This is a genomic window from Coprobacter sp. (assembly GCF_982436375.1).
On sequence record NZ_CEWDCG010000067.1, the window covers coordinates 1 to 13,778 of the forward strand.

The 13,778-nt window shown below is 37.9% G+C and carries 9 protein-coding genes and 1 pseudogene; 6 read left to right on the plus strand and 4 right to left on the minus strand.

Annotated features, from left to right (window positions below; all coding sequences use genetic code 11):
• The coding region (locus AC1WHX_RS05615; protein WP_481228967.1) for a discoidin domain-containing protein at positions 1-369 on the plus strand (369 nt) is incomplete at its 5' end.
• Between the two features lie 334 nt (positions 370-703).
• On the opposite strand, the gene AC1WHX_RS05620 is transcribed toward AC1WHX_RS05615, so the two are convergent.
• On the minus strand, positions 704-4,009 hold the full coding sequence (locus AC1WHX_RS05620) for a glycosyl hydrolase family 28-related protein (protein ID WP_303117090.1): 3,306 nt from the start codon (positions 4,007-4,009) through the stop codon (positions 704-706).
• A gap of 242 nt (positions 4,010-4,251) precedes the next feature.
• The gene (locus tag AC1WHX_RS05625) at positions 4,252-7,521 is read right to left on the minus strand and encodes a discoidin domain-containing protein (RefSeq protein ID WP_303117092.1); all 3,270 of its coding nucleotides are present in this window, start codon (positions 7,519-7,521) and stop codon (positions 4,252-4,254) included.
• Between the two features lie 301 nt (positions 7,522-7,822).
• Between AC1WHX_RS05625 and AC1WHX_RS05630 the strand changes: the two genes are divergently transcribed.
• The 5 genes from AC1WHX_RS05630 to araJ all read left to right on the plus strand — a co-directional run bounded on the left by AC1WHX_RS05630 (position 7,823) and on the right by araJ (position 12,807).
• Complete coding sequence (locus tag AC1WHX_RS05630) at positions 7,823-8,143, plus strand: hypothetical protein (RefSeq protein WP_009316818.1); 321 nt, start codon at positions 7,823-7,825, stop codon at positions 8,141-8,143.
• A 96-nt stretch (positions 8,144-8,239) separates the two neighbouring features.
• Positions 8,240-8,950, plus strand: a complete 711-nt coding sequence (locus AC1WHX_RS05635) for an OmpA family protein (protein WP_122303601.1) — start codon at positions 8,240-8,242, stop codon at positions 8,948-8,950.
• A gap of 115 nt (positions 8,951-9,065) precedes the next feature.
• Complete coding sequence (gene proS / locus AC1WHX_RS05640) at positions 9,066-10,547, plus strand: proline--tRNA ligase (protein WP_122337826.1); 1,482 nt, start codon at positions 9,066-9,068, stop codon at positions 10,545-10,547.
• 117 nt (positions 10,548-10,664) lie between these two features.
• Positions 10,665-11,501 (plus strand): patatin-like phospholipase family protein, encoded by an 837-nt coding sequence (locus AC1WHX_RS05645; RefSeq protein ID WP_302544637.1) that lies wholly within the window; start codon positions 10,665-10,667, stop codon positions 11,499-11,501.
• A gap of 148 nt (positions 11,502-11,649) precedes the next feature.
• Complete coding sequence (gene araJ / locus AC1WHX_RS05650) at positions 11,650-12,807, plus strand: MFS transporter AraJ (protein ID WP_481228969.1); 1,158 nt, start codon at positions 11,650-11,652, stop codon at positions 12,805-12,807.
• On the opposite strand, the gene AC1WHX_RS05655 is transcribed toward araJ, so the two are convergent.
• Positions 12,802-13,434 carry a chloramphenicol acetyltransferase gene (locus tag AC1WHX_RS05655; RefSeq protein WP_122338515.1) on the minus strand — a complete coding sequence of 211 codons (633 nt, stop codon included), beginning with the start codon at positions 13,432-13,434 and terminating at the stop codon, positions 12,802-12,804. The two genes, araJ and AC1WHX_RS05655, sit on opposite strands and share 6 nt — an antisense overlap.
• A 50-nt stretch (positions 13,435-13,484) precedes the next feature.
• Positions 13,485-13,778, minus strand: a pseudogene (locus AC1WHX_RS05660) (family 43 glycosylhydrolase); the annotation flags it as partial.

A 13,778-nucleotide genomic window follows, 5' to 3' on the forward strand; every position in this document is an offset into this window, starting at 1 on the left:
GTTACAGGTCGTTATATTTGTTTAGAAGCATTGAATGCCCAAGATGGGAAAGAACTTGCTTGTATTGCAGAAATGCATGTATTGACTGAAAATGGTGAACGACTTTCTCGTGAACCGTGGATTGTAACTTATGCCGATAGTGAGGATGTGTCGCATGTCAATCGTTCGGCAGATAAAATTTTCGATTTGCAGGAATCTACTTATTGGAGTACTGTTGCGGGGATTGATTATCCTCATTCCGTAGTCATTGACTTAGGAGCAGTTTATACATTAACCGGAATTCAGTATTTGCCTCGTATGGAGAGTGAAGTTCCCGGTGGAATCAGGGATTTTAAAATTTATGTAAAGCCTCATCCTTTTAAATTGTGATCTCATGAATTGGATATTGTTCTTAGATTTTCCGATAAGATTATATATTCAGAATTTTTGCTTTTCTTTTTTGTCTATTTTACTGTTTGGTAGTCCGTATGTTTCTTATTGGAATACAAATACTTGAAACAGTACTCAAAATGTTTGTGCAGAATTTAGATAGACTGATGTGTTGATTTTAGATAATCGTTCAAATAAATAACCAACCGCATATTATTCTCTGCGATTGGTTATTTTATCATGTCTTATTTCTTGTTCTAATAAAATCAAGATTAAACGATTACGTTCCGGATCGAATAAATTTATTGTTTCTGCTCTTGATTTGCAGTTTATTTTATTGTATGTTCAGTTTCCCTCTGAATTGTTTTTCTTCATTTTGTATGTGTATAATATATATACCCGGAGTAAGTCCTGATTTTATATAGTTCGTATCTGTTTTCACAGAATAAACTTTTTTCCCTTCAAGATTATAAATCGATATTTTACTTGTGCCGGAAAATCCTTTTAAGTGAATATTTCCGTTTGTACAATAGACATTACCCTCGTTTTGAGTATATGTTTCTATTCCGGTTTCTGTGCTATTGTAGATTACTTTTAATTCATATATCGACCAATAATTTGTTTTGGTATCTCCGGTTTGTATTATTTTAAAATACCGGGCATCTTGTGTCGGCATATTAATAATCGTCAATGTTCCTCCGCCTACACCGCTTGCAACGGGTTCTCCCCATGTAAGGTCGTCATTAGAAACATACAGCTCATATTTTGCCGGAGAGTCATTCGGGCTTTTCGATGTGTCCAGAATAATCGTATTGAATTTTTGAGGACTCCGCATATCTATTTTAAACCAGTCTCCCGGCTCTTTTTGCGGTCCGCTGGTCCATCGGGTATCATCTTTTCCATCTATAGCGTTTTTTGCATCGCCGTTATTCTTAGATCCCGAAGCTATCCATCCGCTCCTGTCCAACATCTCGACATCGGCTAGTTCGGGCGTATTCGCTAAGTTATTTTTCCAGAGGATACAATTGTCTGTGTTGCTATTGTAAGGATCGACAACAGAAGATTGGATCGAAAGATGTGCTTCGCTGCCATTTGTCAATAATGGATTTTTAGTAGATATATTTGAATTGACGATATTTATAGTTCCTCCTTTCAAATCGGCAAAATGATTCTCTCCGGGAGATTGAAACCATGCGTTATATAAATTTATTGTCCCGTTTTCTGCTAAAATACTTTGTTTGGCGCTACCCCAATAGTCGGAATTGAATAAAGTCGCTTCTCCACCGGTGAAATCACTTGAGAGTTCGAGATATTTTGTGTTTGAAAGATCAGACGAGCCTTTAGCGACTGCTACTACTTGCGTGTTTATGAGTTCAAACCCTTCAGGAGACATTCCTCCAAAATACATACTTCTGCGTGCTCCGTCGATTCCTAATCCGACACTTGTTCCTTGAGGCCCTTTTCCATTATCCTGAGAGAATATTACCCCTCGTTGTCCTCCGAAAGCAAAATCATTGTATAACAGTTCGTTTTTACAATCGCCTAAAACCAACCAGTCGAAATTATCGAAACAATAATTTCCGGCAATATCTCCATATTCTTTTACGGAATTTGGGAAACTGCCGAATTTCGATTCATAACCGTTTGTATAGCAGATCGGATTGTATTGTAGATTGCATATCTTTCCATTTTCCGATCCTCCGCCTACACGAATTCCGGTATTGAATGAATGCCCTGAAATATAGTCGATATAATGATTGTCGCATTTGTATGTAAATAGATCGAATCCTCTGTAAGCAGCGCGAATGGCAATATTGACAATATACACATCTTCTCCTTGTACTTGTACCGTATAAGGATATTTTAATATATTATCGGGCAGGAGAGAGGATTTTTGTTCCGGATAGTTAATGGTAACTCCTCGTAAACCGCTATTTTTTTGCATGGTGATAAATGGAGTTCCATTTTCATCGCCTTTACCGTTATATACTTGTATAATGCTACCTCCGCCTACGGGAGTGGTACTATTATCGATTGCTCCTTTTAGTTCTACTCCCGACGGAATATTTAGGTTGCCGTTAAATCGGTAAGTTCCCGGAGGTAAAAATACGATACCTCCTCCTTCTGCAGCTGCTTGATCTAATAATTTTTGAAGTCCGGAGGTACAATCTGAATTTCCGGAAGGATCTACGCCGTTTTTCATCTCTGCTTTATACAACGTCAATCTTTCCGGTTTTTGTTTTTGTGTATCGTGACTAATCTGAGGAAATTCAGGTAATGGTTTTACCGTAATTGGAGAATGATCGATATACCCTTTAAAAAGAGATTTATTATCGATATTACAAGCTTCTTTAAATCTATTTCCTGTAATAATATATTGAGCATTAGTACCTATGTGTATTTGTGGGGAACTATTATTGAAATCGCAACTGGTGCAAGATAAGATTCCTCCGTTTATATTTATTTCGCCCTCTTTTATTTCACAACTTTGCATCATGACACGTGTAGATGCTTCTTTATCTGTCGTGATTGCATTTTGATTTGTCGAGATGTCGCATCCCATCATGTGAAGCGTTGCTCCGACACCCGGAGAAATGACAAACCCATTATCACAATCATCGATATGTATTTTTGAAAATAAAATTCCGGCATTGGAAATAGCGTCTATTTTTACAGCGTTTTTGCAGTTTTTGAATGATAATTCATAGTTGTGCCCGTTAGGGAACGATCCCGGACTTGCTGTGGAGGGTGCGGCATTGAAACCTGTATGATAACCTTCGATGCTGACATAACAAGTGTAAGACCAGTCATTGCGTCGCATCATGATACCGGTTCCGTTTTCATAAATCCATTGTTCGTGCGGTCCTCCTATTTGTGGAGAACCCTCTAATCCTGAACCGCTCCAGTAAGCCGGAGAAAAATCGACACGGTCTATACGTCCTACATCTGCGATGTTGTCAAATTCTATACCGACCGAAAGGGGTGTTCCGTATATATCGTAAAAAACAGGACAGCCGGCAGTCTGTTCATCGAAAATTTCTATTCCGAAATAACTGTTCACCAAGGTAACGTTTCTGACATTGCAGAAATTGTTTCCGAAAATCCCATTTCGTCCCATTCTTATAGAAACCGGATACGGAACAATATTGTCTGCAGTTTGTTCCGGATACCAGATTGCCATATCCCGAAAACCGGCAGCCGGTTCTAATGTGATCAGAGGAGTTCCGACGGCATCATCTCGTCCGTTGTATGCCATTAGAATAGTCCCTTCTATCGGTTCTCCTTTTACCGGTTTTTTCCATTCTCCCCGAAGTGTGACCCCTTTGGGAATCGTTAGATTACCTTTAATGACATATTTTCCCGAAGGAACAAAAACTGTACCTCCAAAACGGGTTGCTACGTTATTTATAAGTTTTAATTTATTTAATGCTGTTTGAAATGCCTCTGTGTCGTCAGTTATGCCGTCACCTTTAGCCCCCATCTCCTTTACATTAAAAGCATAAACAAATGCATCCGGTGTAGGGTATTGGGGTGTTGCCAATTCCCATGTGATGGTTGTCGGGACGGGTCTCTGACTCCAGACTGTTGTTATACAGCAAAAAAGAAATAAAAATGAAATAATAGGTATTCTTTTTCTCATGGTGTATTTTGTTTTATTAATAATAAACAAAGATATGGGCGATGTATTATGAATTTTCTTATTTTGGAATAAAAAAGGAATTAAATTATGATTAAATAGATCGGATTTAATTGTGGAAAGGTCCAAATGTTTATTTCAAAGAAAAAATAAGGATATTCCCATGTATAACGGAGATATCCTTATTCTTTTTCACGTAATAAATGTTATATTAATATTAAATCGAACAAGTTTTGGTAAAAGATTTATTGAATAATTATTTTCTTACAGAAACTATGATTTTGATTGTTGACGTGAACAACGTATATTCCTTGTTCCATCGGAACTTGCACTTGTTGAGATTCCGATTGGCAAGAGAAAACTTTTTCTCCGTTTATTCGAAATACGTTTATTTCTGATTTTCCGGAAAACCCTTTTAAACAAATATTACCGTTAGCATAAAAAATGTTCGAGTCCTTTTGAGAAGTTGATTTTACGGCATTTTCATAATCATCGTTAATGACATACGCTTCGTGTATCGACCAATAATTAGTTTTCGTATTGCCTGTTTGTACGACTTTGAAATAGCGGGCATTTTGTGTAGGAATACTGATGATCGTCATCATGCTACTACCTTCTCCTGTTGCGATAGGTTCTCTCCAGTCAAGGTCGTCATCAGAGACATACAGTTCATATTTTGCCGGAGTATCATTGGGGCTGCCTGTCGTGTCGAGAATGATGAGATTGAATTTTTGTTTGTTTCGCATATCGACTTTAAACCAGTCTCCCGGTTCTTTTTGAGAACCGCTGGTCCATCGGGTATCCTCTTTCCCATCTATGGCATTATTGGCACTATTACTGTTTTTTGAGCCGGAGGCGATCCAGCCTGTTCTGTCCAGTACACTGGACTGTGGTATCGCCAATGTCGGAGTGTTACTCAAGTTATTTTTCCAGAGTTCACATTTCGAGGTTGTTATTCCTTTCCCATCTAAAACGGAAGATTGGGCTGAAAATCGAGATTCATTATCTGAATTCAATAGCGGGTCTTTCAGTGTAATGTGAGATGCTGTAATATTCAACTTACCTCCGATAATATTGGCAAATCTGTCTTTCCCTGGTTGTACGAAGCTGGCTGCAATCAGATTGACTGTCCCGTTTTCTACTTGTACCCCTTGTAGAGCGCTGCCCCAATAGTCAGAGTTATGTAAAGTTACTCTTCCGGTAAAGTTCGCTGTTGTTTCGATATATCGAGTATTCGGTTCTCCCGTAGATACAATCTGATTATTAATAAAGTCGAATCCTTTACTGTTTAATGCATCGAAACAATATGCTCTTCTTGCTCCATCTATCGCCATTCCTACACTTATACCGTTAGAAGCGTTTTCGGCATTATTGCCGGTAAACAGTAATCCACGTTGAGCACCGAAAGCGAAGTTATTGTATAACCATTCATCTTTACAATTTTCAACCACTAAAAAGTCGAAGTTTTCATAACCATAGGTATATACCATATCTTTATAAGCTTCTATAGAATTGCTGAAGCTACCAAATTTTGTCTGGTAACCGCAAGCATAGACGATGAGATTATATTGTAGATTGCAGATTTTTCCGTTTTCCGATCCTCCACCTACTTTTATTCCGGTTTTTAACGAATGTCCCGAAATATAATCGATATAATGGTTATCGCATTTGTATGTAAATAAATCGAAACCTTGATAAGCAGCTCGAATACCGACATTAACAATATATACATTCTTTCCTTGTACTTGTACGCAATAAGGATAGACGATAGGGTTGGGAAGGTCTGAGGTTTTTTGTTCAGGATAGTCGAATACGACGCCTCTTAATCCGCTATTTTCTTTCATCGTCATAAAAGGTTGGGCGTTTAAATTCCCTTTCCCTGAATATACTTGCAGGATACTCCCGGGACCGACAGGAGCAGAGCTGTTATCCAGAGCTCCTTTTAATTCTACTCCTGAAGGAATATTCAGATTTCCTAATACCTTGTATTTCCCCGGTGGAAGATAAACGATTCCTCCTCCTTCAGCAGCGGCTTTATCTAAAGCTTTTTGTATAGCTTGAGTGTTATCGGTATTTCCGTCAGGATTTGCACCGAATTCAGGATCTGTTGCCAGGTACAAATATTCTCTGTCCGGTTTTTGTTTTTGATTTTCTAACATTGCCACGGGAAATTCCGGAAGTTTTTCCAATGAAACAGGAGTGTGGTCTATAATACATTCCAATAAAGAATGATTCTCTATGTTTACTTTTTCTTTGAACCGATTTCCCGTAATTATGCTTCTGGCATTTCTTCCGAGAACGATTTGTGGTGCGGGATTATAAAAATCGCAGTCGATAAAAGTCAAAATAGCCCCATTGATATTGACATTCCCCTTTTGAATTTGATTTTGAAGAATCATAATACGGGTAGAGCTTTCTGCATCTGTGACAAAAGCGTTTTGAGTTGCATCTATTTCGCAAGTATGAAAATGCAATGCACCTGCAGTACCTTTGTTTACGACTACACCGTTTTCACAGTTTTTTATGATGCTTCGTGTAAATTGTATTCCTGAGTTGGCAATAGCATCGCATTGGATACCCGTTTTACAACCGATAACTTTCAATTGGTAATTTTGTCCGTTGGGTTTAGACCCTTCATTCGTAATCGATGGAGCTGCGTTGAACCCTACTTTATAACCTTCTACAGTGATATTGGTAGTATATGACCAGTCGTTTTTACGCATCATGATACCGGTTCCGTTTTCGTAGATCCATTTATCGAATGATCCGCCTGTTGCTGGAGAGTCGGGAAGCCCCGATCCGCACCAATAAGCCGGAGAAAAATCTACACGGTCTATACGTCCTACGTCTGCGATGTAGTCGATTTCTATACCGACCGATAGAGGACTTCCGTATATGTCATAAAAGACCGGACATCCTCCTCCGTTTACTCGGGAGATTGCAATACCGATATAAGAGTTGACTAATGTAATATTTTTAACATTACAATATTCATTCCCGAAATGTTTGGGCTTACCCATTACGATAGAAGCGGGGTAGGGTACGATATTATCCGGGGTTTGTTCCGGATACCAAATTGCTAAATCCATGACTCCGGCCGCCGGCTCCATTGTAATCAACGGGGTAGCATTCTCATCTCCTCGTCCTGCATATGCCATAAGAATAGTTCCTTCTATCGGTTGCCCTTTTTCCGGTTTTTTCCATTCACCTCGTATTGTCACCCCTTTGGGAATATTAAGATTTCCTTTGATGACATATTTTCCGGCTGGTACGAATAGTATTCCGCCGTTAACTTTCGATGGACCGACATTAGTCAGGCTGTTAAGACCTTTTTGGAAACTTTCGGTATCATCTGTTATACCGTCGCCTTTAGCTCCGAAGTCGGTAACCGAGTATCCCGCTACGAAAGCGTCTTTTGTCGGGTAGGCGGGTTTTATAAGCCGCCAATTTTGGGCGTACAGCGAACTCAGGCCTATGACTGTCATAAGAAAACAGGTGCAAATTTTTTTCTTCATTTCTATTTTATTTTCAAGTTTAGAATCTGTTTGACAATTTATTGAAAGTAGAGCAGATCGTTAAAAAGTATTTTTATGAGATTTAAATGGGTTTTTAAAATTGAGTTTTAACAAAAATAATTTTACATGCTTATTTTATGGCTCGATTTATTATTAATTGAGAATTAATATTTGTTTGAGATAGAAAATTAATTTGTTTTTATTTCCTCTATTTTTAAAATACTCAAAAAAGAGTGTATGAGTTTGGATATGCCGATAAGGTTGCTTACTTTTACCCGATAAACTTTATAAATTTATCTTTATGAGCCAACAAGATGATTTGCAATATGATGAAGATGACGCCGTGAAATTTATTCGGAATTTTCTTCCTGGAGAAGTCGCTTCTAAGTTTTCTGATGATGATATCAACTATGTAATCGATCTGATATATGAATTTTACGAAAGTAAAGGATATATGGATGAGAACAATGATAGTGAGGTCGATATCATAGAAGATGAACTGACCGAGTATGTGATAACGAATGCTCGTAAAAACGGATTTACACGATTTGATGCGGATGATGTTTCTATGGTAGTTCAAGGTGAACTTGAATATTGCGATTCTATAGGAATGTTCGAATGATTGTTTCTTTTATGATTGTATGAAAAGGAATGATATTTATATATCTTTCCGTTTTTTTGTGAGAGTTTGTCTCCAGTACCGTATAACTTGTTTTTAATGAAAACCAAGATTTATATCATATATTTGCTGATTTTATTGCTATCTTGTCCTTTTTATATAGAGGCACAAGATAATCAATCTGTAAAAGAGAAAAACCGTATATCTCGTTGGATAGATTCGGGAAAACGCTTTTTTAAAAAGAGAGAAAAAAAAGATGAGATACACATAAACCTCCATGAACTTACTTTAGAGGAAAACATTAAAATACCTGTTCCGGCAAGTTCGGCTGTCAATAATTTGAAAACCGCTTTGTCTCAAGAAGTCCGTCGTTTGAGCCGGATAAAGCATGCTCAATTATCTACGCCTCGAAGAGGAGAAGTTATAAAGGTTGTTATTCCGATGGACCAGCTTTTCCAACCCAATGATACACTTTTGTGGGATAGAGCAGAATTGATTTTGCGTCCGTTTGTCAAATATGTAGAGAATCCCGATTATTATCATATTTTGTTGGCTGCGTATACCGATGATACAGGCAGTGATGCTTATACACGTAGGTTATCCGAATCTCGCGCACGTGCCGTAGCAGGATGGTTACAAGAGCATGGCGGAGTGTCAGACTACGTAGTTCCCTATGGTATGGGAAACTCAAATCCTATAATGCCGAATACATCGGATGCCAATAGAACCGAAAATCGGCGTATGGAAATTTATCTTGTCCCGGGTGAGGCTTTGTTAAAGTTAGCAGGAAAAGGAAAGATTACATATTAGTTATAAATGTGCATTGCTATATTGATTTTCAATAGTAAAAGCATGAAATAATTCCGCTTTTTTATAATTTTGCATCTCGAAATCAAAATTAGGATTATAAAAATATCATAAATACATGGCAAAAGAACTGAAAGACCTGACAAAACGCAGTGAAAATTATTCTCAATGGTATAATGACTTGGTCGTAAAAGCCGATTTGGCGGAACAGTCGGCAGTAAGAGGTTGTATGGTTATAAAACCTTACGGATATGCAATATGGGAGAAAATGCAACGTCAATTAGATGATATGTTTAAGGAAACTGGACATGTCAATGCTTATTTTCCGCTATTGATCCCTAAGTCTTATTTAAGCCGTGAGGCGGAACATGTCGAAGGTTTTGCTAAGGAATGTGCGGTTGTGACTCATTACCGGTTGAAAAATGCAGAAGACGGTTCTGGCGTTATTGTCGATCCGGCAGCAAAACTGGAAGAAGAGTTGATTATACGACCTACTTCCGAAACTATTATTTGGAGTACCTATAAAAATTGGATACAATCTTATCGTGATCTGCCTATTCTCTGCAATCAATGGGCAAACGTGATGCGCTGGGAGATGCGCACAAGGCTATTCTTGCGTACGGCAGAGTTTCTTTGGCAAGAAGGTCATACGGCCCATGCTACCCGTGAGGAAGCGGAGGCAGAGGCTCAACGCATGTTGAATGTGTATGCCGATTTTGCTGAAAATTATATGGCGATGCCGGTAATCAAGGGAGTTAAGTCGGCAAACGAACGGTTTGCCGGAGCTTTGGATACCTATACTATCGAAGCTTTGATGCAAGACGGTAAAGCTTTGCAATCGGGAACTTCTCATTTTCTCGGACAAAATTTTGCAAAAGCTTTTGATGTGCAGTTTGTTGATAAAAATAATAAACTCGACTATGTTTGGGCGACTTCATGGGGAGTTTCTACTCGTTTGATGGGAGCTTTGATTATGTCTCATTCCGATGATAACGGCTTGGTATTGCCTCCTAAGTTAGCACCGATTCAAGTAGTAATAGTCCCCATTTATAAAAATATGGAGCAACTGGCTATCATTGATGAGAAAGTTGCCGGTATCGTGGCTAAATTGAAAGAATTGGGAATATCTGTCAAATATGACAATGCCGACAATAAACGTCCCGGATTTAAATTTGCCGATTATGAATTGAAGGGAGTGCCTGTTCGTTTGGTTATGGGAGGACGGGATTTAGAAAACAACACGATGGAGGTAATGCGTCGCGATACATTAGAAAAGGAAACAGTTTCTTGCGATAATATCGAGCTGTATGTGAAAAAGTTATTGGATGATATTCAGTCTAATATTTATAAGAAAGCTTTTGATTATCGTGCTAAACATATTGTCGAAGTTGATTCTTACGATGAATTTAAAGAAAAGATCGAGGAGGGCGGATTCATCCTTGCTCATTGGGATGGAACACCAGAAACGGAAGCCCGTATCAAAGAAGAAACCAAAGCGACGATACGCTGTATTCCTTTTGACGGAGATATGACTCCGGGTGTTTGTATGGTAACCGGTAAGCCTTCTGCTCGACGAGTTTTATTTGCCCGTGCATATTAAAAGCAGATGCTATATTAGTCAATAAGGAAACTTTGAAAAAGGTTTCCTTATTTTTTTGTCATTGATATAGAAAAAAGAAACTTTTATTATTTTTGGTTGTTCTAACACAAAAATATTATGATTAGTGATTGGGCTTTAGTCTTAGAGGGTGGTGGAATGAGAGGAGTCTTTACTTCCGGAGTTCTGGATTATCTTATGGATAAAAACATCTATTTCCCATATACGATAGGTGTATCGGCAGGAGCTTGTAATGGATTATCGTATGCATCGAAACAACGGGGACGAGCTAAAATCTCGAATATAGATTTATTGGATAAATATCATTATATAAGTCCTAAATTTTTTTTGAGCAATAAAAGTATATTGAATATGGACTTTTTGTTTGATGAGATGCCCAATAAGGTTCTTCCCTATGATTTTGATACCTATTTTGCATCGCCGGATCGTTTTATTATGGTTACTTCAAATTGTGAAACCGGAAAAGCCGAATATTTTGAAGAAAAACGATCTCGGCAAAGATTATTGCAGATATGTAGGGCGTCCAGCAGTCTACCGTTTGTTTCGCCGATTGTATGGATAGACGGTAAACCTATGTTAGATGGAGGAATTTGTGATCCTATACCTTTCCGGAAAGCTTGTGAAGATGGGTATGATCGAATGGTTTTGGTCTTGACACGTAATAAGGGATATAGAAAAGAAGAAGAGGTGAAACTTCCACCATTTTTTTATCATAAATATCCGGCATTGAAAAATCGGCTTTATCACCGTATGCGTGAGTACAATAAAACGATGGATGAAATAGAAATGATGGAAAAAAATAATAAGGCAATCGTTATACGTCCTCAAAAGCCCTTAGTCGTTGATCGGATAGAACGGAATATAAAAAAATTGACAGATCTATACGAAGAAGGATATCATTGTGCCGAAGCTGTTTTTTCGGCTGTTAACTTGTAGGCATTTATTTTTACTTAATATGGTCTTCTATAAGTTTTTTATAGAAAAGGAGTTCTGCGTTTTTGAAGAATGAACGTAAAAAAACAGTTAAAGAAAACCTTATGTTACGATAATATTTTAATTTTGCCGACTGAAAATTTTTAAGGATATGAAAAAAAGTCTTATAGCATTGGCATTCGGTTCATTAGGTTTGGGGATCGCCGAGTTTGTAATGATGGGAATCTTGCCGGATGTTGCTAAAAATTTGCATATAAGCATTGCTACGGCAGGACATTTGATTTCTGCGTATGCATTAGGAGTCTGTGTTGGTGCACCTATGCTTATTTTAGCGAGAAAATTTCCTTTGAAACGTATTCTGATGGGTTTGGTGGCAATTGTTATGATAGGAAATATCTGTGCATCTTTAGCTCCGAATTATTGGGTAATGCTTGTCGCTCGTTTTATATCCGGATTACCGCATGGAGCTTATTTCGGTGTCGCATCTATCGTAGCTGAAAAATTGGCGGATAAAGGAAAAGGATCGGAAGCCGTTTCTATTATGATTGCGGGAATGACTATTGCAAATTTGTTTGGAGTTCCCTTGGGGACGTCTTTGAGCGCGTCGATATCTTGGCGGTTGACTTTCCTTTTGGTAGGAGCATGGAGTGTTATTATTATGTATTATATTTGGCGGTGGGTTCCTCAAGTCGAGAACTTGCCGGATACGGGGTTGAAGGGACAATTTCGTTTTCTTAAGTCTCCAGCACCATGGTTATTATTAGGTGCGACTATGCTGGGAAATGGAGGAGTATTTTGTTGGTATAGTTATGTAAACCCTTTGTTGACACATGTTTCCGGATTTTCACCTCATTCGATTACTTTCTTTATGGTTCTTGCCGGGTTTGGTATGGTCGTGGGTAATTTGACGGGAGGAAAAATGTCTGATAAATATACACCGGGAAGGGTAGCGGCTTTTGCACAGGGGAGTATATGCATTGTATTGCTCATGATTTTCTTTTTTGCAAAAGTTCCTTGGTTGTCAGTCCTTTTAATGTGCCTTTGTACAGCCGGTCTGTTTGCGGTTTCAAGCCCGCAACAAGTATTGCTGATTCGTTATTCTAAGGGTGGAGAAATGTTGGGGGCGGCAAGTGTCCAGGTTGCATTCAATTTGGGAAATGCTATTGGTGCTTATTGTGGAGGATTGCCCCTACAAGCCAATATGGGTTACCAATATCCGGCACTGATCGGAGCTCCTTTTGCCTTATGCGGTTTTATTTTGTTGACGATCTTTTTTAGAAAATACGAATCTATGAGAATCCGGTCATAATAAAGATTGTGCATCGATCATTTTTTGTATAAGAAGAGCTGCGTCACGACCATCCGTAAGCCCATGGTGTGCACTGATAGAGATAGGAAGATTATATTTCTTTTTTTCTTGTATTAATTTTCCCGTAGAAATTTTAGGTACAGAATCTCCGGTTCTGATAGAATCTGCATGTTTCATGTCGGAAAAAGCAAACCAAGGTAAAGCTGAATAGCGTATGAGATCTTTTCTTCCTGTATTTTCAGAGAAAGATAATCCAGTGCTATTTTTTACTCTGTTTATCTCTTTCTCAGCGTTTTGCATAAAAATATTGAAGTCTGTACTATATTCGAAAAAAGCGAATCCGAAAGTTCCGTCTTCTCTTCCGATTGTGGGAGAAATATTGATTTTATCGTATTTCACGACATTTTCACCTTCTATTCGCAGTTTAAAAGCATCTATATCATTGATACATTTTAATAGAAAATGTATAGAGTAAAGAAAAAAAGGTTTTTCTAATTCTTTGCTTAGCAAATAGATTTTGGTAAAATCAACGGTTGTAGTAATACCCCAAAAAGGATCATCGAGTTTTGAAAAGAAATAAAAATGTTCTTTTCTATTCCAAGAGTTTATGTCGATAATTTGTTTCATTTTTCCAAATCCGTATTTTTATTGTATATTTTAGACTGGCCCTAATATCATTATTGAATAATGAAATATGAAAATTCAGCAGGTTGATCAGATTCTCCGCAATGAATAAGTCCGGGACGGGCGACTCTGTCCCAGCGATCTAATTGATTATATCCGTTCTTGTCTGTATTTATTATATGCCAATCTTTTTGATTCTTACTCCAGAAAAATGAACAATTGCATCCTTCTGTTATTTTTATTTTTAGATAAGGTTTATTTGTCGGTAAATTCATTTTTCTTATGATATTTTCTTTTCCGTCTTTTACTTCCTTTAAAATTAACTCGTTATTTTGGTATCCCAATAT

Excerpts from the sequence above, each read along its gene's own strand:
- proS (WP_122337826.1), top strand. The coding sequence starts at position 9,066 with ATGGCAAAAGAACTGAAAGACCTGACAAAACGCAGTGAAAATTATTCT.
- AC1WHX_RS05630 (WP_009316818.1), top strand. The coding sequence starts at position 7,823 with ATGAGCCAACAAGATGATTTGCAATATGATGAAGATGACGCCGTGAAA.
- araJ (WP_481228969.1), top strand. The coding sequence starts at position 11,650 with ATGAAAAAAAGTCTTATAGCATTGGCATTCGGTTCATTAGGTTTGGGG.
- AC1WHX_RS05635 (WP_122303601.1), top strand. The coding sequence starts at position 8,240 with ATGAAAACCAAGATTTATATCATATATTTGCTGATTTTATTGCTATCT.
- AC1WHX_RS05655 (WP_122338515.1), bottom strand. The coding sequence starts at position 13,434 with ATGAAACAAATTATCGACATAAACTCTTGGAATAGAAAAGAACATTTT.
- AC1WHX_RS05625 (WP_303117092.1), bottom strand. The coding sequence starts at position 7,521 with ATGAAGAAAAAAATTTGCACCTGTTTTCTTATGACAGTCATAGGCCTG.
- AC1WHX_RS05645 (WP_302544637.1), top strand. The coding sequence starts at position 10,665 with ATGATTAGTGATTGGGCTTTAGTCTTAGAGGGTGGTGGAATGAGAGGA.
- AC1WHX_RS05620 (WP_303117090.1), bottom strand. The coding sequence starts at position 4,009 with ATGAGAAAAAGAATACCTATTATTTCATTTTTATTTCTTTTTTGCTGT.